Annotated in this window: 19 protein-coding genes; 14 read left to right on the top strand and 5 right to left on the bottom strand. The window is 51.9% G+C overall.

The genetic code is table 11. From position 1 onward, the window contains the following. Positions 1–184 precede the first annotated feature (184 nt). From PsAD26_RS02490 to PsAD26_RS02480, 3 genes are all read left to right on the top strand, one after another. Positions 185–1,144, top strand: coding sequence for a hypothetical protein (locus PsAD26_RS02490; RefSeq protein WP_063309129.1), 960 nt, complete (start codon positions 185–187; stop codon positions 1,142–1,144). A 92-nt stretch (positions 1,145–1,236) separates the two neighbouring features. Next, a complete protein-coding gene (locus PsAD26_RS02485; RefSeq protein ID WP_063309128.1) occupies positions 1,237–2,016 on the top strand; it encodes a GNAT family protein in 780 nt (259 codons plus the stop codon). Positions 2,017–2,284: 268 nt separating this feature from the next. Continuing rightward, the gene (locus PsAD26_RS02480) at positions 2,285–2,590 is read left to right on the top strand and encodes a hypothetical protein (protein WP_063309127.1); all 306 of its coding nucleotides are present in this window, start codon (positions 2,285–2,287) and stop codon (positions 2,588–2,590) included. Positions 2,591–2,767: 177 nt separating this feature from the next. On the opposite strand, the gene PsAD26_RS02475 is transcribed toward PsAD26_RS02480, so the two are convergent. Next, entirely contained in the window at positions 2,768–7,576 is a 4,809-nt protein-coding gene (locus tag PsAD26_RS02475) for an NAD-glutamate dehydrogenase (RefSeq protein WP_063309126.1), read from the bottom strand. A 357-nt stretch (positions 7,577–7,933) separates the two neighbouring features. Here PsAD26_RS02475 and argC point away from each other — a divergent pair, with 357 nt between their 5' ends. The 3 genes from argC to PsAD26_RS02460 all read left to right on the top strand — a co-directional run bounded on the left by argC (position 7,934) and on the right by PsAD26_RS02460 (position 10,153). Continuing rightward, entirely contained in the window at positions 7,934–8,881 is a 948-nt protein-coding gene (gene argC, locus PsAD26_RS02470) for an N-acetyl-gamma-glutamyl-phosphate reductase (protein ID WP_063309125.1), read from the top strand. Positions 8,882–8,921: 40 nt separating this feature from the next. Continuing rightward, positions 8,922–9,527, top strand: coding sequence for a 3-isopropylmalate dehydratase small subunit (leuD, locus tag PsAD26_RS02465; RefSeq protein ID WP_063309124.1), 606 nt, complete (start codon positions 8,922–8,924; stop codon positions 9,525–9,527). Between the two features lie 89 nt (positions 9,528–9,616). Continuing rightward, on the top strand, positions 9,617–10,153 hold the full coding sequence (locus PsAD26_RS02460; protein ID WP_063309123.1) for a hypothetical protein: 537 nt from the start codon (positions 9,617–9,619) through the stop codon (positions 10,151–10,153). A gap of 49 nt (positions 10,154–10,202) precedes the next feature. Here the strand turns inward: PsAD26_RS02460 and PsAD26_RS02455 are convergent, their stop codons facing one another. Together PsAD26_RS02455 and PsAD26_RS02450 are read right to left on the bottom strand one after the other, a co-directional pair. Beyond that, positions 10,203–10,880 (bottom strand): ankyrin repeat domain-containing protein, encoded by a 678-nt coding sequence (locus PsAD26_RS02455; protein WP_063309122.1) that lies wholly within the window; start codon positions 10,878–10,880, stop codon positions 10,203–10,205. 141 nt (positions 10,881–11,021) lie between these two features. Continuing rightward, complete coding sequence (locus PsAD26_RS02450; RefSeq protein WP_057463043.1) at positions 11,022–11,645, bottom strand: LysE family translocator; 624 nt, start codon at positions 11,643–11,645, stop codon at positions 11,022–11,024. 91 nt (positions 11,646–11,736) lie between these two features. Between PsAD26_RS02450 and PsAD26_RS28695 the strand changes: the two genes are divergently transcribed. Then, the gene (locus PsAD26_RS28695) at positions 11,737–12,207 is read left to right on the top strand and encodes an Lrp/AsnC family transcriptional regulator (RefSeq protein ID WP_084403543.1); all 471 of its coding nucleotides are present in this window, start codon (positions 11,737–11,739) and stop codon (positions 12,205–12,207) included. A gap of 12 nt (positions 12,208–12,219) precedes the next feature. On the opposite strand, the gene PsAD26_RS02440 is transcribed toward PsAD26_RS28695, so the two are convergent. Beyond that, the gene (locus PsAD26_RS02440) at positions 12,220–12,726 is read right to left on the bottom strand and encodes a cyclic nucleotide-binding domain-containing protein (protein ID WP_063309121.1); all 507 of its coding nucleotides are present in this window, start codon (positions 12,724–12,726) and stop codon (positions 12,220–12,222) included. Between the two features lie 25 nt (positions 12,727–12,751). Then, positions 12,752–13,435, bottom strand: a complete 684-nt coding sequence (locus tag PsAD26_RS02435) for a response regulator transcription factor (protein WP_063309120.1) — start codon at positions 13,433–13,435, stop codon at positions 12,752–12,754. A gap of 307 nt (positions 13,436–13,742) precedes the next feature. Here PsAD26_RS02435 and PsAD26_RS02430 point away from each other — a divergent pair, with 307 nt between their 5' ends. From PsAD26_RS02430 to PsAD26_RS02400, 7 genes are all read left to right on the top strand, one after another. Then, positions 13,743–14,207 (top strand): L,D-transpeptidase family protein, encoded by a 465-nt coding sequence (locus tag PsAD26_RS02430; protein WP_084403547.1) that lies wholly within the window; start codon positions 13,743–13,745, stop codon positions 14,205–14,207. Between the two features lie 135 nt (positions 14,208–14,342). Then, positions 14,343–15,266: a diaminopimelate epimerase gene (gene dapF, locus PsAD26_RS02425; protein WP_244278129.1), complete on the top strand. Its 924-nt coding sequence runs from the start codon at positions 14,343–14,345 to the stop codon at positions 15,264–15,266. Then, a complete protein-coding gene (gene mtaB / locus PsAD26_RS02420) occupies positions 15,263–16,531 on the top strand; it encodes a tRNA (N(6)-L-threonylcarbamoyladenosine(37)-C(2))-methylthiotransferase MtaB (RefSeq protein WP_063309118.1) in 1,269 nt (422 codons plus the stop codon). The genes dapF and mtaB overlap by 4 nt, the downstream gene beginning before the upstream one ends. A 30-nt stretch (positions 16,532–16,561) precedes the next feature. After that, positions 16,562–18,115 (top strand): signal recognition particle-docking protein FtsY, encoded by a 1,554-nt coding sequence (gene ftsY / locus PsAD26_RS02415; protein ID WP_063309117.1) that lies wholly within the window; start codon positions 16,562–16,564, stop codon positions 18,113–18,115. 144 nt (positions 18,116–18,259) lie between these two features. Continuing rightward, a complete protein-coding gene (locus tag PsAD26_RS02410; RefSeq protein ID WP_063309116.1) occupies positions 18,260–18,874 on the top strand; it encodes a LysE family translocator in 615 nt (204 codons plus the stop codon). 39 nt (positions 18,875–18,913) lie between these two features. Next, on the top strand, positions 18,914–19,375 hold the full coding sequence (locus PsAD26_RS02405; RefSeq protein ID WP_063309115.1) for an isoprenylcysteine carboxylmethyltransferase family protein: 462 nt from the start codon (positions 18,914–18,916) through the stop codon (positions 19,373–19,375). A gap of 143 nt (positions 19,376–19,518) precedes the next feature. Next, positions 19,519–19,851: a hypothetical protein gene (locus tag PsAD26_RS02400; RefSeq protein ID WP_063309169.1), complete on the top strand. Its 333-nt coding sequence runs from the start codon at positions 19,519–19,521 to the stop codon at positions 19,849–19,851. Positions 19,852–19,876: the final 25 nt, after the last annotated feature.

The following is a 19,876-nucleotide window of genomic DNA, read 5'->3' as shown; positions in this document are numbered from 1 at the left end:
CAAAATGCCCCCGAGCAGGAGCTTGCGTCAGTAAAACGACAGCTGCGCACCATCATCAGACTGGCATGAACCACGAAGCGCGTGAGCGCCTCGACCGTTTCTTATTGCCAAGTTCCAGCAATCTCGCATGCAACGCACGCGGGAACCGGTGCTGCTGTGCCTAAAAAAGGCTTTCGGAGGAATTATGCTACAGCTTGCAAAAGTATCCGCGTATGCAGGGTTTAGTTTTCTGGTTCTCACTACAGCAGTTGCTGCAGGGCCAAACGCTTCTTTTGGTGACCTATCTTTGTCTGAGGAGCCAGTTTCTCTGCTCTCCGGCAAAGATACTCTTCCGCAAAACAAGATGACCACCTCCGGCAACTATAATGTTGCCAAGCCAATTCTTGCTAAAGGCTGGGCGACAGCTGAAGACGGCAAAGCGGGCTCTCCTCTTCAACAAATCCTACCTGTTGGTGCACAACTGAGCGTATTGGACTGGGCGACTGACCCAACCAAAGGCGAGCTGGTTCGTCTGGGTGTTGACCAGCCAGAAGAAGGCAGCATCACCGCTGACATTTACGTTACCAAAGCAGATTTTTCGACCTATACACTGACTGAAGTTGCCAAACTCAGCCGTGACGAAGCAGACAAGATCGCCGGTAGCGAAGAAGACAGCTATATTGGCTATGCTGGCGCAGTGCTGGCTGCAAGCTCTGGCCGTGTTCGCTCTGCTCGTCGCCGCCGCGGCATGACTTACTGCTACCGCTATGTGAAGAAGCATCTGATTTCTGAAGGTCTGGTAGACACCTATATTCCGGGTGGCTCGGCTTACATGGCGATCAAGGCTCTCCCGAAATATGGCTTTAAACGCTTGCGCGTGAGCAGCCCTGATCGTGCGCCAGATGGCTCGATCTGCGTTTATAACCGCGACAAACGCAATCGCCACGGCCACATTGAAGTGAAGAAAAGCGATACCTGCTACTGGTACGGCTACGGCTGTAGCAAGAACTCCATGTATGGACGTCGCGACTTTTACGACTGTTTTGCCAAAGGTGACATTAAGCGGAGTTTCTGGGCGTTTACGTCTTCGAGGAAAGACGAGGACGACAATGAACGCGGAAGTTCTGCTCTTGTAAGAAAGAACGATCCTTCTGAACGCCTTTAATACCTGATGATGATACCCTGACTGAAAGGTCGGGGTTTTGTCATTTTGGTGCTTTAAACTTTCCAGATCGGGACATTTCGAGGAGGCCTAAAATGCTTGCATATCTAGCTGCACTGAAATCCACAGAGAAATCCGAAAAGGATCCTTCTCAAAACCAGAACGAACTGGGGCAGGTCGTGGGCGAAGATATGTTGGATTGGGCTCCAGCTCAGCTGCCAACAGACGAGACGATGGTCGGTCACTTTTGCAGGCTGGAGCGATTGGATCCTGAAAAGCATGCGGAAGACCTGTATGAGGCGTTCAGCGTCGATGCTGAAGGCCGTAACTGGACTTATCTGGACGAAGGCCCGTTTCCTGATTTCGAGAGCTTTGAGCGCTACATCAAAGAACTGGCGGAAGGGAATGATCCGTTTTCCTTTGCCATTATCGAGCAGGAAGGCGGCAAAGCTCTTGGTGTTGCGAGCTATATGAACATTGTGCCTGAAACTGGTAGCATTGAAGTTGGGCACATTCACTTCTCCCCCTTGCTGCAACGCAAGTGCGGTGGCACAGAGGCGATGTTCCTGATGATGCAGCGGGTGTTCGATAAATGGGGCTACCGTCGTTATGAGTGGCGCTGTAATGCTCTGAACAAAGTCTCCCGCAAAGCCGCAATACGCCTTGGTTTCAGCTATGAGGGTACATTGCGTCAAGCATCTGTCGTCAAAGGTAAAAATTTGGATACGGCCTGGTTCTCTGTGCTCGATAGCGAATGGCCTGTTTTGCGCGCCTCCTTTGAGAAATGGCTATCGCCTGCAAACTTCAAAGAAAATGGTGCCCGCATCAAAACACTGTCTGAGCTGGTAGCACGAGAAGAGACGAAAGTGTTTTAGTTTTCGGCAGATTTGCCTTGAGATTTGACGACAAAGCCTCGGGACGTTTCCGGGGCTTTTTTGTGTCGTAGACCCAGCAATGTGTGACCGTAACAGCCAGACTGACTTGCGAGTCAGTCTGGCATTCAAAAGGTTGGATTTAAATAGATAGAGCTTCATGCCATTAGGCTGAGATTCAGCAGGTTTTTCGTGGTGTGATGGACAGATGCGCTGGTTTAAATTCATATCAGTAGGGTGGATATGTGCAGACACGCGAGAAGGAACCAGCATGTTCGACCTCAATAAGAACAACAAGAACGCCGCCGCCCAACAGGAACTCAAAGCGCAGTTGGAAGCGCTCCGTTCAAAGTCAGGAACCAAGGTCGAAGAAGAGCGCGTCGAAGGTGTAGACAAGAGCGTACTTGATCGTGCAGCTGCCCCTCGCGAAGTGCAGCTAACCCACGACATTGCCGCCGCGCGTGAGAAGTATCGCGCCGCCTCCAGTGATGAGGACAAGAAGGCCGCGATGAAGCATATCTCCGACCTTGAGATGCGGCTGGCGATGGAAAAAGAGAAGAACGCCAAGAACAGATAAATTTGGTCTCAGGCAACGAAAAACCCCGATGCAGGGTGCTGCACCGGGGTTTTGTTTTGTCTTATTCAAAGCGCTTAGAGCATGTTGCGTTCATATTCATTCACGCACCAAACTCTAACTCTTTATTTTTGCGCGTATTCTCATCCGAAAACCGGAACCACTTTTCGGGAATACGCTTTAGTTTGCAAGCTCTGCCAGCATTCCAGCTGCCACAGAGAACTTGGAAACCGACAGGTTCTTCTCCAGAATCTCGTTGGTTGCCTGCTGCGTTCTTTCAGCTTTACCGCCGTTGCGTTCCAGCCAGCCGTCAAAGCCGTTTGCATCTGCCAGAGCTTGAGCAGCCAGATCACGCAGAGCATTCGCCAGAATGGAGCGGGAACGATCGAGTGCCAGTCCATCGTAGTAATCACGAATGACAAACTCACGAGCCAACTCTTCAATCGCACCGAACTTGAAATGCTCGGCGACGCGGAAGTAGGAAGCTGCAACTTCGTCCACATCACGGTTGGCTTTTTCGGAGACCAGAACGATATCCGGGATCACCATTTCGCCAATGAGACGGGCAATGCGAGCCGCAATCATGATTGGAACGCCAGCTTCGACCAGACGATCTGTTTCCGCTTTGAGCGTTGCTGCCCGTTCTTCGGAAAGGAACGTTTCCAAACGTGGAGACAGACGCTTGACGGTATCACGGAAGCGGTTGATCGCTGCTTCCAGACCATCTTCGAAGGAGACGTTGCGCAGGAACCAGATTACCATACCCAGCACCAGATCCTGAACCAGAGTATAAAGCTCTAGCTGCAGATCACCGGAGATGGTGTTGTCGAGACGATCAATCTCTTCGTTCAGCTGGGTCAATCCAAACGCATCGCGCACCACGGCGAAAGCACGAGCCACATCAGCGACAGACGCGCCGGTCTGATCAATGATGCGGGTCAGGAATGCAGGGCCACCCCGGTTGATGATGGAGTTCGCCAGCATTGTTGCGATGATTTCGCGACGCAGACGGTGTCCTTCGATTTCCTGAGTGTAGGTCTCTGCCATCTGTTTCGGGAAGTAGCGGTACAGCTCTTTCGCGAGGTAGGCATCATCAGGAACGGAGCTGTTCAGCAACTCGTCGTGGAGCGTGAGCTTTGCGTATGCCAGCAGCACGCCCAGTTCTGGACGAGACAGGTGCTGGCCTGCTTTTTCACGTTCCTCAATAGTCACATCATCCGGCAGATCTTCAACAACACGATCCAGCAGATCCTGAGATTCAAGCTGACGCATCATACGGACCTGATAACCCAGATCTTCGAGACCACGACGATCACAGAGTGAAATTGCCAGAGTTTGCAGGTAGTTGTTACGCAGCACCAGCTGAGCAACTTCATCTGTCATATCTGCAAGGAGAACGTTGCGGTCCGGAGTGGTCAGGGTACCCTTCTTGACTGCTGCGCCCAGCGCGATCTTGATGTTCACTTCCATATCAGAAGAGTTCACACCAGCGGAGTTGTCGATCGCGTCGGAGTTACAACGGCCACCGGCACGAGAGAACTCAATACGAGCTTTCTGAGTGATGCCGAGGTTTGCACCTTCGCCGATGACTTTCGAACCGACTTCAGCCGCTGTGATGCGGATTGCGTCGTTGCCACGATCCCCCACATCGCTGTTGTTTTCGTCAGAAGCGCGGATGTATGTACCGATACCACCGAACCACAGCAGGTCTGCCTGCATCTTCAGGATAGCGGTCATGACCTCCTGAGGAGATGCTTTCGACTTGTTAAGGCCGAGCATCTTCTGAGCCTGAATGGTCAAAGGAATAGACTTAGAAGAACGTGGGTAGATACCGCCGCCTTCTGAGAGCAGTTCCTTGTTGTAGTCCTGCCAGGACGAGCGTCCCAGATCGAACATGCGCTTGCGTTCATCCCAGGTCACAGCAGGATCCGGGTTCGGATCAAGGAAGATATCGCGGTGATCGAAAGCAGCGACCAGTTTGGTTGCCTTTGAAAGCAGCATACCGTTGCCGAACACGTCTCCAGACATGTCACCAACACCACATGCAGTGAATGGTTCTTTCTGGATGTCACGATCCATTTCACGGAAATGACGTTTCACCGCTTCCCAGCCGCCGCGTGCGGTGATGCCCATCTTCTTATGATCATACCCAGCGGAACCACCGGAAGCGAATGCATCGCCCAGCCAGAAGCCTTTGCTTTCTGAGATCGCGTTGGCGGTGTCTGAGAAGGTCGCGGTGCCTTTATCAGCTGCCACTACGAGGTATGGATCGTCCTGATCATGACGAACAACCAGCTCTGGTGGCAGGATGAGATCAGCGTCCAGATTATCTGTCAGATCCAGCAGGGAGGAGATGAAGATCTTGTAGGCTTCTGTTCCCTCTGCGATCCACTCATCACGGCCGCCTGTTTTTGGTAGCTGTTTCGGCAGGAAGCCACCTTTAGACCCAACAGGAACGATCACAGCGTTTTTGACCTGCTGTGCCTTTACAAGGCCAAGCACTTCTGTGCGGTAATCCTGAGCGCGGTCGGACCAACGCAGGCCACCACGAGCAGCTGGACCAAAGCGCATGTGCACGCCTTCAACGCGCGGGCTGTACACGAAGATTTCGCGATATGGCAGCGGCTTCGGCAGGCCCTCCACTTTATGCGGGTCAAGCTTGAATGCGAAGGTTGGTTTTGGCTGACCAGCGTCATCCAACTGGAAGAAGTTGGTGCGCAGTGTCGCCAGGATCAAATTCTGGAAACGACGGAGAATACGGTCGTCATCCAAGCTCGTTACTTCATCAAGGCTTGCGGAAATCTCATCAATCAGACGCCCCTCCTTACCCGAACGTTCAAACGTTCCAAGTGTAGGATCAAAGCGTGTATGGAACAGATGAACGAGCTGCTGAGCGATCTGTGGATAGCGGTTAAGAGTTCCCCACATATAATCTTCAGAATAGAGGATTCCAGCCTGACGCAAGTAGCGGGAGAGCGCCCGGATCATAGCAATGTCACGCCATGCCAGTCCTGCCGTCAGTGCGAGGGCGTTATATCCATCGTTTTCAGCCTGTTTGTTCCAGACTGCGAGGAACAATGCACCGAGGCGCTCGATGTCTGCTTCTGTGAAGTTGCGGAAGCGTTTTTCATCCAGATGCAGCGTGGTGTCGTGCAGGTAACTGAGTTCGCGGTCTAACGGGGTGATCCGGTAGGTTCGCTCATTGATGACGCGGAACCCGAGATTTTCGAGCATTGGCACGCGCGCGGACAATGGAATCGGTTTGTTGAGGTGGTAGGCACGCAGAGAAATCTGACCCTTACCTTCACGCTCGCGCTTGTAGAAGCTGATGACAAGCGGGCGCTTCTCGCCCAGCTGTTCAACGCGGCGAATATCCTTGGTCGCGGTCACCGCTGGTGTCGCGGAGGTGTATTCACCATCAAACGCAGAGCCGTATCGCTTCAGCAGTGCGCCAGAGATGGCATTGCCATAAACTGAGCGGAGCGCTTCTCGCAGGCTGTCTGTCCAGGTGCGGACGATGACCTGAATAGAGGCTTCCAGCTCTGCTTGAGACGGTTGAGGCGTATCACCGATGTAACGGCCAATGATGTAGTGAACGCGGACAAGAGGGCCTTCAGGGAAGGTTGCGTACCAGGCAGACAGGCGGCCTTCGTAGACGTTTGCCAGATACTTACCAACTCGCTCACGAATGCTCGTGGTGAAATGATCACGCGGGATGTACGTGATGATCGATACGAAACGGTCGAACTTATCGGTTCTGGACAGAACACGGACACGTGGCCGCTCGTTGAGCTGAAGAATCGCATCTGCAAAGTTGGAGAGGGTTTCAACATCAATCTGGAACAGATCATCACGCGGATAACCTTCCAAGATGTTGCGAAGTGCGCGACCGCTGTGGCTTTCCGGATCAAAGCCGTGCTTTTTCATTACTTTCGCGGTCTTATGGCGAATGTAAGGAATGGAGCTGGTTGAGCGGGTGTACGCTGTGGCGGTGAAGAGACCGACAACGCGCAGTTCACCACGAAGTTTGCCTTCATCATCAAACAGCTTCACGCCAACATAGTCCATGTGCACGTGACGGTGGACGCGGCTGCGGATGTTGGCTTTACCGATGATCAATGGTTCCGGCTTCAGCAGAAACTCTCTGATTTCCGGTGTCATAACAACGAATTCAGAGCCCTTGCGGAGCACGCGGACCTTCGGATCGGTCAGAATGCCGAGACCGGAACCTTCGATCAGAGAGAGTTCGCTGTTTTCGCTGGTGTCATCGAAAATAAACTCGCGGATACCCAAAAGGGTGAAGTTATCAGCCGCCATCCACTCAAGGAAGGCGATTGCTTCGTCAAACTGCTTGTTGTCTGCCTTTGCACGGACCTGCTGGTATTCTTCAACCGCCAGCTGGATTCTGTCGCGCATTGGGCGCCAGTCCTGCACGGCCTGACGGACGTCGTTGAGAACAAGGTCAAGAGTCTCTTCGAGCTTCTGGATGTCCTCATCAGAGTTCAAGCGTGTAAGGTGGATATGGATGAGACTTTCGCGGCGAACAGATGGTCCTCCCAGACCAACAGTGCCGTGGAATTTTTGCAGGCCGCCATCATCATCACGCTCTACGATGAAGAGTGGGTGCAGTACGAGGCGGACTTCATAGCCGGATGTCTGGATTGCCCCCATCGCGGAGGAAACGAGGAAGGCCATGTTATCGTTGACGATTTCAACGATGGTAATGTCTTCGAGCTGCTTACCGTCAGCGTTTGGCTGCGGGTTGAACACGCGAATACGATGGGTCCCCAGCGGGTGATTTGCGAAATCAGCCCAGGCTTCCTGCGATACGACCGCAAGCTCTGATGGGGTATAGTTCAGGAGATCTTCTGCATCGGCGTGAGAGAAGAGGTCTTCGGCAAACCTTGCTTCGTCTTCGTTATCGTCAATTAGCAGTGCACAGGTATCGGCAATAAGCCCAGCTTTAGCCTCGGCTGTCGTTACAGACATTCAGGCGTTCCTCATCCAACATTATAGTCGGCACAGGCTGCGCGAACATGCCACATGGACGCGGCCTATGCCTTTGAAACCTATTAAGGTGCATTTACTCAATATTTCAATGCGAAACGCGACAAGAATCCCGCAAAAACATCGTTTTCAGTAGAATGTGTTCGGATGTGAGCGACATACGGGAATTCTTGTAATATTCGAAAAGCCCTTCCTGTGAACCTGAAGTTGCTTGAGCCCCCCTCAACTGCCAATTGAGGACAGAGGCCTAAAAAAACGCGCCCTATTCTGTGACAATGGGTGATGGACGTTGTACAACCCCTGAACCTAATTCCAACTACAAGCTCCAAGGAGTCGAAAATGTCAGTGCGCGTGTTCATTGATGGAGAAGCCGGAACGACGGGTCTGCAGATCCGCGAGCGTCTGGCCGGGCGCCGTGACATTGAGATCCTCAGCATCGCTCCAGAGCGCCGCAAGGAGCTGGCAGCTCGCGCCGAGCTTTTGAATTCTGCTGATGTTGCAATCCTGTGCCTGCCCGATGCAGCTGCACTGGAAAGCGTGTCGCTCATCAAAAATGACAGTACCCGCGTTATCGATGCATCTTCTGCGCACCGCGTTAATCCAGATTGGGCCTACGGCTTTCCTGAGATGACGAAGGATCAGGCGGAGATCATTTCCAACGCGCGTTTCGTTTCCAATCCGGGTTGTTACCCGCAAGGCGTGATCGCGACTGTGCGTCCACTGCTGGAAGCTAGGGTTATTCCGTCCACCCACGCACTCACTGTGAACGCAGTTTCCGGTTATACTGGTGGTGGTCGTCAGATGATTGAAAAGTATGAAGCCAGCGACAAGCCGTCTTCTTACTGGCCTTACGGTTTGCATTTTGGACACAAACATCTGCCGGAAATGCAGCTGTACGCTGACCTTGCCCATGCACCATTGTTCCAGCCAGCGGTTGGCAACTATGCGCAGGGCATGATGACATTTGTTCCGTTGCAGCTGGGACAACTGCGTAACGCACCAACAGGCAAAGACCTGCACGCTGTGCTTGATGACCATTTCTCCAGCATTGCTGGCGATGTGGAGGTCGCACCGTTTGAAAGCGTCAACGCAATTGAGGATCTGAGCCCGGAAATCTTCAACGGCACAAACAAAATGCAGCTGCACGTTTTTGCCAATGATGACCGGCACCAAGCTCTGCTGGTCGCAATCTATGACAACCTTGGCAAGGGCGCTTCCGGCGCAGCCGTCCAAAACCTGAATATTATGATGGGCCTGAACGAGAGCATTGATCTCGCTGTAGCCTAATAAAAATTAGAGAATTCCAGAGATCCGAGGAGAGTATTCCATGGAAAAGTTTAGTACACTGACAGGCGTTGCTGCGCCGCTGCCACTGGTCAACATCGACACCGATATGATCATTCCGAAGCAGTTTCTGAAAACCATCAAGCGTTCAGGCCTTGGCACTGCACTTTTCCATGAGATGCGTACCAACGACGACGGTTCCAAGAACGAAGAGTTTGTGCTGAACAAGCCAAGCTACGAGAATGCTCAGATCCTTGTTGCTGGCGACAACTTCGGCTGCGGATCTTCCCGTGAGCACGCGCCGTGGGCTCTGCTGGATTACGGCATTCGTTGTGTGATCTCCACCAGCTTTGCTGACATCTTCTACAACAACTGCTTTAAAAACGGCATTCTGCCGATCGTGGTGAGTCAGGAAGATCTCGACAAACTTATGGACGATGCATCCCGCGGTGCGAATGCGACTCTGACAGTTGATCTGGAAGAACAGGAAGTTCGCGGCCCGGATGGCGGCTCAATCAAGTTTGATCTGGACCCACACCGCAAGCATTGCCTGCTGAACGGCCTTGACGACATTGGCCAGACTTTTGAAAAAACCGATCACATCGACAGCTACGAAGACAAGCTCGGACTGAGCCATCCCTGGCACTGAGCAAGTCGGTGTGAAGCAAAGTTTTTCAGGGCGCCCTTGTGGCGCCCTTGCTATATGGACTCTATACGGTGCTATCCATGGAGATCTGAATGAAGCAAGGCGCTGACAAAAGTTTCTCATTCAAAGCAGCATTTAACTGGTGTTTCGTAGCTCTATTCCTTCCAATCTTGATTTTAGGTTTCACTTCCAGCATTTTTGCTGGAACCTGTCAGAGGCCTGAAATTGACGCAGAAAGAAAGGCTCGCGCTTGCAGCATTTCCATCACAACAGGTTTCTTAAACACCCTCATCGCATCTGAAGAAAAGAAGCTTGCGATGTTGTACTTAGAACGTGGCATTGCACTTAGTCACCTTGATCGCTCCCAAGAAGCAATCAAGGACTTTAGACTCGCGATAGAGAAGGCAACCGGCATTACATTGGCCGAGCTCGCCCAGCGCATTGAAGCTAATGAAGATTTTCTGGAATTCTTTCAAACACGAACAGGCAAAGAGCGCACCCGATCCCCTCTTTCAGGTCTTGAGCCCTCTAGCCGAAAGCGATTTGAAGGGCTGATCTTGCGGTTAATTAGTGAGGAACCAACCTCCAAAGCTTGGTCTAACTGGGAAAAGCTGCTTAAAGAGGCTTGAGGCTAAAGCGCTTTGCTTTCTCACCAAACTTCCATCCCCTTAAGCAACCTTAGTCTTCCAAGAGCTGCACAATTGCTGTGTGGCCTTTGTTGCGGGCGTGGTTGATTGGGAGGGCGCCGTTGCGGTCGGCGATGGTTTTGTCAGCTCCGGCATCAACGAGTTTCTTGACGATTATCTGATAGGGCTCGCTGCCATCTCCAAGAATGGTTGCCTCAAGAAGGGCGGTCCAGCCCAGATTGTTGACATGGTCAAGCGGTGCACCAGCATCAATCAGCATGGAGACAATCTCGATAGCTCCTTGATGGCTGCCGTAGATGAGCGCAGAACCTTCATAGACAGATGTGACCATGGAAGGGTCGATCCCTAAGTCCAGAGCTAATCGTGCCAGGTCAGGGTTGTTCGTGGTGATCGCTATGTTCAGCACATCACGCTTTTTGGCATCCATCAGATTGATGTTAGCGCCGAGATTGACCAGGTGCTCGACAAGCTCAAGATCTCCGCGTCTGGCTGCAATGATAACCGCTGTATCACCAGAACTGTCACGGGCATCCAGCGACGCTCCGCCTTTTGCAATTTGGTCTAATGCCTTCATGTCATTCGCCTCTACTGCAGCAAAGACATCTTGCTCTGTATAATTTTGAGCAAGCGCAGAAGAGTTTAGTCCGCCCAGAGTGAGCAGTGTCGCCACAACGGCTCCTGCAAATACTTTACTGACTGTGTTTGGCATGGAGCAACTTCCTCTTTGAGTGAGACGTTGGATAACTCAGTCAAAGCGGCAAACTATGACTGCATGAGGGCGGCACGCAGTCATATCACAAGCAGACGGATTAATTGGCAATGCACTATTCAAAAGATCGTGCGGACACGTTTAAGCTATATCAGCAACAACCATAGAGATGCCGACCGCAAAGACGCAAAGGCTGGCCAGCATGGAGACACGTTTGCCGTTGTTGCTGTTTGCAAGCCACACGCGTGCCGGACCAGAAACGAGGCTGCCAACGCCGTAGTAGACAATCAGGCAGAGCAAGCTCGCCACCATGCCAAAAACCAGCGCATAGAGCCAGAAAGGCATTACTTCCGGCACATAGAACTGCGGCAGCAGGGAGAAGTAAAAAAGCATTCCCTTTGGGTTCAGCAAACTGGTGAGGAAGCCGAATTTCAGATCATTGGTGTCTGCAGGTGCTTGTTGTTCGTCTTCTGAAGTCCACATGCCGCTTGCGAAGAAGAGGCGATAGGCCAAGTACATAAGATAGGCCAGCCCCACCCAGCGGATTGCCTGAAACAGTCTTGGTTCCGCCAGAAAAAGGGACTGAAAACCCGCAGCAACCAAAACGGTGAACACGAGATAACCAGCTGAAATGCCGAGAGATGCTTTGAGGGCAGCGGGTTTTCCGCTCGCAAGTGCCCTGCTGGTGACGTACAGCATATCCGGACCGGGCACGATAATCAGACTTAGAATGGTGATCAAAAAGAGAAGGGTATTCGCTGCCATTGAGGGTATTTTCTTATAAGAGGTTTTATTCCAAATTTTCTCCGAATATACTGCGGCGCATACCCTCCGAATATCGAATTGATTCCGAAAAATGACCTCATCTCACAACCTCGACCGAACAGACTTCGCTATATTGGAAATTTTGCAGAATAATGCACTGCTACCCAACAAGCAGGTGGCAGCAGAGGTTAACCTAAGCCCATCGGCTTGCCATGAGCGTATTAAGCGCTTGAAAGACTGTGGTATTTTACAGAGCAGCCATGCGGTTGTGGACCCCAAAGCCTATGGAGTGGGCTTTGAGGCGATGTTCTTCATTCAGCTGGACAGACACGAGGCGCTTCTGGTGGAAGAATTCATGCAGGAGGTCGTTGGGCTACCGGAAGTAAAATCCGTCACGCTCATCAGTGGGGCATATGATATCGTCGCTCATCTGCGTGTCCGCGATATCGAGCACCTGAAAAGCCTTGCCTTTGAAAAGTTCACAAAGCGGGCCTACATCACCAAGATTGAGAGCTCGATTATCTATGATTTTAAAGAGAGCCGCGTGCAAAAGCCGCTTTAAAGAGCCACTATCTTAATTACGCTTAGCAGCAACTTCTTGTTTATGGCGTTCGTTGAGAGCGTCCACTTCGTCCAACTTGCGACCAACGCGTGCCAAGGCGGCAGCGGCTGTCGTAAACTGGTTTGCTTTATCGACGTAAAGCTTTTGCGCGGTTTCCGGAAATTCCTGCAGCATGCGGGAGAAGAGTGCGCGGCGGACGCGGATCAATTCGCAATTTTCAAGTGCGACAGCACGGGCCGGGCGTTTGCCCTCAGCCATCAGCGCGTTTTCGCCGAACAGAGTACCGGGGCCGTAGGTACCTCTGGGACGCGCGTCGCGCCCCATGCCGGTTTCCAGCTGCACCTTGCCGATTGTCAGCACGATGCCACCGTCTGCCCGCTCACCCTCATTAAAAATTGTTCCACCTTTAGACACCTGCATGGTTTCCGCACTGAATGCGAGCAGGCGTAACTGGTCCTCTGAAAATTGCGAGAGGAGAGGAACACGTCTTAAGATTTCGATGTCGCGGGCTAGACTCATAGTTCTTGGATTAGCTGCTTATGCCTCAAGGCACAAGCTTATATCCACCAGCTTCTGTCACGAGCAGCTCCGCATTGGACGGATCACGCTCAATTTTCTGACGCAGACGGTAAATATGGGTTTCCAGCGTATGTGTGGTGACGCCGGAGTTATAGCCCCAAACCTCATGCAGCAGCACATCGCGTGTCACTGGCTTTTCACCTGCACGGTAGAGGAACTTCAGGATAGAAGTTTCTTTTTCGGTCAGACGAACCTTCCCGCCATTGTCGTCCTGCATGGACTTTGCAGCAGGCTGGAAGGAATAACGGCCAATGGTGAACACAGCATCTTCGCTCTGCTCATGCTGACGCAGATGCGCACGAATACGAGCAAGCAGAACAGCAAACTTGAACGGCTTGGTGACGTAGTCATTTGCGCCAGCTTCCAAACCGAGGATCGTGTCACTGTCTGTATCGTGACCGGTGAGCATGATGACTGGAGCACCAAAGCCTGCTTTACGCAGCAGCTTCACAGCTTCACGGCCATCAATGTCCGGCAGACCAACGTCCATCAGAACCAGGTCGAAATGATCTTCTTTTGCTTTTTTGATGCCAGCCGCAGCACTGTCAGCTTGAGTGGTTTCAAATTCATCATAAAGCGACAGCTGCTCAACGAGCGCTTCGCGCAGATCGTTATCGTCATCTACAAGCAGAATTTTACGTGCAGTCATATTCTCACCCAATCACCAATCTTTGGTGCTAGCCCTAAAACTTATCTCACATAAATACATGAAGGGTTGCCGAAAAAAAGGCGAGCAAAAACGTGGTAAATCTCAAAGTTTTTCGTAAAATCTACTTCACGCGTAAGTGACCCCCGCTTTATTTGGGAGTGTTTCTCCCGGTGTTTTCCGCAGGACAACAGGTTCATAGATGCTTCCTCTCGCAGTACCCACTCCCCCCGCAAAGCTACTTAAAAAGACCCAAAAGACCCTATTTGTGCGGCATACAGGTGATGAGCCTCACTCAGGAACGCTAACACTGGGTGCAGTAACATTTGCGTGTGCACTTGGGCGGTCCGGTTTGACGCATACAAAGCGCGAAGGCGACGGTGCGACACCGATTGGGCAATTTGAACTGCTGAATGTGTATTACCGCTCGGATCGCAGCTCCTGTCCAGTCACGTATTTGCCAGTTTCCCCGCTGTCCCAGAGCGATGGATGGTGTGATTCTCCGCAGGACGCTCTATATAATCGGCCAGTAGATCTGCCGTTTGAGCCCAGCCATGAGAAAATGTGGCGGGATGACCGGCTCTATGACATCGTCGTTGTGCTGGATTGCAACATGTATCCGGCGGTTAAAGGAGAAGGCAGTGCGATCTTCTTCCATGTGGCGCGAGAAGGCTTTCTGCCAACAGAGGGATGTGTTGCGGTTTACCCCGAAGTGATGCGTGAAATTTTGAAGGAAATGGCACCTGGGGATATAATGGAAGTCTGTGCGGATTAGTGCAAAACCAGAGAATTCGATTAGGGAGGCTTTAAAAGCTGGCCTCACAATCGTCTCAGGTGAGGCTTTTGCCTGCATTTTCCCTAGTAATCTAAAGTAATTTACTCCATATAGTGCCTTCTTGACGGATTACGCATGAATGGAAGCAAGCTCATGGCGGATACGCTGGTTCCCTTTTTGAAAATGAACGGTTTAGGCAATGACTTCGTGGTGTTTGATGGCCGCGCAAAGAAGGTTGTCTTAACTCCGACGCAAATCGCAGCTATCGGAGACCGCGAAAAGGGTATTGGTTTTGATCAGATGATAACGGTCGAGCCTGCAAGTTCTGATGCTTATGCCTTTATGCGCATTCATAATCGCGATGGTAGCGAAGTAGATGCTTGCGGTAACGCAACACGTTGCATTGGCCGCCTGCTAATGGGTGAGGCAGGCACTCCAAGCGTTCCTATTCAGACCAACGCTGGTTTGCTGATTGCACACGCATCTGACACTGAAACGCTGGTGAGCGTTGATATGGGTACACCTCGCCTTGAGTGGGATCAGATTCCACTGGCTGAAGAGTTTGCCGATACGCGCGCAATTGAGCTACAGATCGGGCCAATTGATGCTCCGGTTTTGCACTCGCCAAGCGTTGTGAATGTTGGTAATCCGCATGCTATTTTCTGGGTGGATGATATTGAAGCCTACGACCTTGGGCGGTTTGGACCGCTGCTTGAGTGTCACCCGATATTCCCTGAAAAGGCGAATATCTCTCTGGCCCAGATCATTGGCGAAAACGAAATTCGCATGAAGGTCTGGGAACGCGGTGCCGGCTTGACGCGAGCCTGTGGCACCGGGGCCTGCGCAGTGGGTGTTGCAGCAGCACGGACAGGCCGGACCGCACGCAAGTGCACCGTCCACCTACCGGGAGGACCGCTGGGGATTGAGTGGCGTGAGGACAACGACCACATCATGATGACCGGTGAAACCGCAATTGAATTCGAGGGCGAGCTCAATCTCGACACCCTCACCTACACAAAGACCGCTTCGGGGGACGCGGCAATGGAGCCTACGCAGTGAGCATTGATGTTGTGACATTTGGCTGCCGACTGAACGCTTATGAGTCGGAAGTGATGAAGCGCGAAGCTGAGGCCGCGGGCCTTAAGGATGCCGTGCTTATCAACACATGTGCCGTGACCAACGAAGCTGTCCGCCAAGCACGACAGACCATTCGCAAAACCCGCCGCGAAAATCCGGATGCACGTATTATTGTGACCGGCTGTGCGGCCCAGACGGAATCTGAAACCTTTGCCGAGATGGGTGAAGTGGATCTGGTTCTTGGTAACTCCGAAAAGCTGGAGCGCGCCTCTTATGGCCGTGTCGCTCAGTTTGGCATTGAAGAAACCGAGAAGGTGCGCGTCAACGACATTATGAGCGTGCGCGAGACCGCTGGTCACCTGATCGATGGACTGGAAGGACGCTCCCGTGCGTTCGTGCAGGTCCAAAACGGGTGTGACCATCGTTGCACCTTCTGCATCATCCCTTATGGCCGCGGTAACTCACGCTCTGTGCCGATGGGCGTGGTGATTGACCAGATTAAACGCCTTGTCGACAACGGCTATGGCGAGATTGTTCTGACCGGCGTTGATATTACGTCCTATGGTGCTGATCTGCCAGGAACGCCGAAGCTTGGAACGCTTTGCTCCAAGATTTTGAAGATGGTTCCTGATCTAAAGCGCCTGCGTCTGTCCTCCATCGACAGCATTGAAGCTGATGATGAGTTGATGGAAGTGATTGCGCATGATCATCGTCTGATGTCGCATCTGCACCTTTCCCTGCAGGCTGGCGACAACATGATCCTCAAGCGCATGAAGCGCCGTCATTCTCGTGAAGATACGATCCAGTTCTGCGAAGACGTACGCAAGATGCGCCCGGATGTTGTTTTCGGCGCTGACATCATTGCCGGTTTCCCGACCGAGACTGATGAGATGTTTGAGAACACCCTGCGCATCGTTGATGAGTGTGGGCTGACACATCTGCATGTGTTCCCATTCTCTCCACGCCCAGGCACTCCAGCGGCCCGTATGCCGCAGCTTGATCGCAAGATTATTAAAGAGCGCGCTGCACGCCTTCGTGAAAAAGGTCAGGAAGCTTTGCTGGCTCACCTCCGGGCTGAAGTGGGCAAAAAGCGCGAGATCCTGATTGAGCGTGAGGGACTTGGTCGCACCGAGCAATTTACTCAGGTTGAACTGGATGCGGATATTGCCGGAAGGCTTGTCTCCGCACGCATTACAGGGCATACCGAAAGACATCTAATTGCAGAGCCACTTGGCAAAGCAGCTTAAGCTTTTACATTTCAAAGGTATCTTTCCAGCATGAGCGAAAAGAAGCGCGGTTTTTTCAGTCGCCTGTTTGGCGGTTCCTCAGAAGAAACACAGAGCCTGCAGGAGGAAAAAGCTCCTGATAGTGCAGAGCTGCGTGAGTCTTTAGAAAGCGTTCAGTCCGTTCCGCTTGACCCTGTTAAAGGCCTTGAAGAAACAGCTGAAGCAGTCGCAGATGAAACTCTTGATCTGGAAAATCCAGAGCTCGTATCTAAGTCGGAGTCTTCGCCTGAAGAGAAAGCTTCTGATAAGCCTCATGATTTGGATGAGGCCGAAACCAAAGCCCTCGAAGAGACCGCTTACCTGGATAATGACGATCTGCATGAGGAAAATTCAGCAGACGTTGAGCCTGAGCAAGATATACTTTCCCCGAAGGTCAGCGATGATGCTGCGCCCGTTGCTGAGGATACTGCCGATGGACAACCCGTTCTCACAGATGAGATCTCTGAAGCATCAGGAACAGCGGAAGGATCTGAAGAAGCAGGAAGCTCTGAAAGTGTTCGGGAAAGCGGAGGACAAGGAGCAGACGAGGAAACTGGAGCGGTCGAAGAGGGCCGAGAGGCTGAAGAAGCTGGAGACACTCCGGGAACTGAGGAAACTGGAGAAGATGTTCCAGTAAAGAAGAGCTGGTTCCAACGTCTTAAAGCTGGGCTCTCCCGTTCTTCCAATGCCCTATCCGAGGGCATCAGCTCAATCTTCACCAAGCGCAAGCTGGATGCAGATACTCTTGAAGAGCTGGAAGATATCCTGATTCAAGCAGACCTTGGCATTGATACAGCGATTGCGATTACCGATCGTGTATCTGACGGGCGCTATGATAAGGAAATTTCAGGCGAAGAAGTCCGAAGTATCCTTGCTGAAGAGATTGAAAGCGTCCTTGAACCTGTCGCCAAACCGCTGGACCTTGATAGCGGTCATAAGCCACACATCGTTCTGATGGTCGGCGTGAACGGTACAGGCAAAACCACCACAATCGGCAAGCTGTCTTCTCTGCTGCATGAGCAGGGCAAGAAAGTGATGCTCGCGGCGGGTGACACATTCCGTGCTGCTGCTGTTGAGCAGCTGAAAGTTTGGGGTGAGCGCACAGGTGCTGAAGTTGTGGCGCGCGATACCGGCGCTGATGCTGCTGGCCTTGCCTACGATGCAGTTGATACCGCTCTTAGCAACGGCACAGATGTGCTGCTGATTGATACTGCTGGCCGTTTGCAGAACAAAGCAGAGCTGATGGATGAGCTTGAGAAGATCATTCGAGTGATCCGCAAGCGTGTTCCTGACGCACCGCATACCACTTTGCTGACCCTTGATGCGACCACTGGCCAGAACGCTCTGTCTCAGGTGGAGATCTTCGGCAAAGTTGCTGGTGTAACTGGCCTTGTGATGACCAAACTGGACGGCACGGCCCGCGGCGGTATTCTGGTGGCGATTGCCCGCAAGTACGGCCTGCCGGTGCACTTTATCGGTGTTGGCGAGGGTGTAGACGATCTTGAACCATTCTCAGCAAAAGACTTTGCAGCAGCCATTGCTGGCAAAGACCACGAGCTGGACTAACTCAGTCATGCGATGTGGGAAGGCGTCTGTCGCCTTTCCATTCCCACCTATTTTGGGGTCATTTTCTTCGAGTCCATTGGACACGCCTTAGCTATCAGATAGACTGGTGCTTCTGTTGCCTGCCATCGATTTGTGAGCTCTTCCATGACACTTGAGTATCTTCTAACGTCCTTCATTGTTGTCCTGCTGCCCGGCACTGGTGTGCTTTACACGATTGCTATTGGGCTTGGGAAAGGACTTAAACCGAGTGTTGCTGCTGCATTTGGCTGTACGCTTGGGATTGTTCCTGCGGCTTTGGCAAGCATTGTTGGGGTGGCAGCTATCTTTCACAGCAGCGCCCTTGCCTTTCAGATTCTGAAGTACCTTGGTGTTGCTTATCTGCTTTACATGTCGTGGAGCATCTTGCGCAGTGGTGGTGCGCTGGAAGTGAGTGGTGAGAGCCGCGAGAGAACTCTTTCTCGTACCGCGCTCGACGGTATTCTGCTCAACGTGCTGAATCCTAAGCTGTCTCTGTTTTTCCTCGCTTTCCTTCCTCAGTTCGTTTCTCCCGGCAGTGAAAATGCAACATCTGCTCTACTGTTTCATGCCTTTGTTTTTATGGCACTTACGTTTGTTGTTTTCATTGGATATGGCGCAATGGCATCACTGGCACGCGATTATGTGATCAACCGCCCAAAAGTTATGGCTTGGCTCAAACGGGGTTTTGCAGCTACGTTTGGCGCGCTTGGTGTTAAGCTGGCGCTCTCTGAGAGCTCATAGGCTTCCTGCATTTTTGGAACAACAAACTACTGGACCACTATGGATAATTTAAAACTCAGGTTCCCGCCTGTGGCCGTCTTCTTTAGCTTTGCGGTTATCATATGGATGGTTGCAGTGTTGCTTCCCGGAGATATCAATCTGCATGGTGCAGAGACAGCCTTTCTTGTGATTGGCATCGGAGCTGGTGGTTATTTTGGAGCGACCGGGCTTTCTGAGTTTCGCAGAGCACGGACAACAACAAGCCCTACACATCCTGAAAATGCGAGCGCGATTGTTTCTGACGGAATTTACTCCAAAACGCGCAATCCGATGTATCTTGGCTTACAGTTCATTTTGCTTGGCTGGGCTATCTTTCAGGGGAACGTGTTCGCCATTCCGGTTGCTCTGGGTTTTGCTGTCTACATCACCCTGTTCCAGATCAAGCCTGAAGAAGAGCTTCTGGAAGAGAACTTTGGCCAAGAGTACCTTGCCTACAAAGCGCGTGTCCGGCGGTGGATGTAAGTTCTCCGCTCGATGTTCAAGCGCTTTGCCTTGAATGCTTCAACCTCCACTTCCTTTTGTTACCCTATGGTAAGAATGCGCAAGTAGTGTCCCTAGCGTGATACTGGCCGTTGATCCAAGAGAACAAAAAGAAGGAGATCCTGATGGCCGTGCTTTTGACATTCGATGATATCGAAAAGGTCTACAAAGACACCAGCAAGATCAAGGCTGCTTTCAAGAAAGCTAAGGTAGATGAAAAAACCGAAGACGCCTTCCTCAAAGAGCTCAAGCAAAAAAAGAAACGCGCTGAAGATAAGTTTCTTGATGAAGTGAGCAAAGATTCCAAACTGAAGAATTTCAAACCAACTTCACTGAAAGGTGATGGCGGATATACTAAGGCAATGGCCGAAGCCGTTAAGCGAACACCAATTCAGCTGATGGAAGCGAGTGGCAAGGTTACGCTAAAAGTTGGCAAGGATGTTGTTGTCGGAACCTAGTTCTTATTGAGACAGCAAGCCCGAT

Source organism: Pseudovibrio sp. Ad26 (assembly GCF_001623285.1).
Classification (GTDB): Bacteria; Pseudomonadota; Alphaproteobacteria; order Rhizobiales; family Stappiaceae; genus Pseudovibrio; species Pseudovibrio ascidiaceicola.
This window is presented reverse-complemented; position numbering and strand designations above follow the sequence as displayed.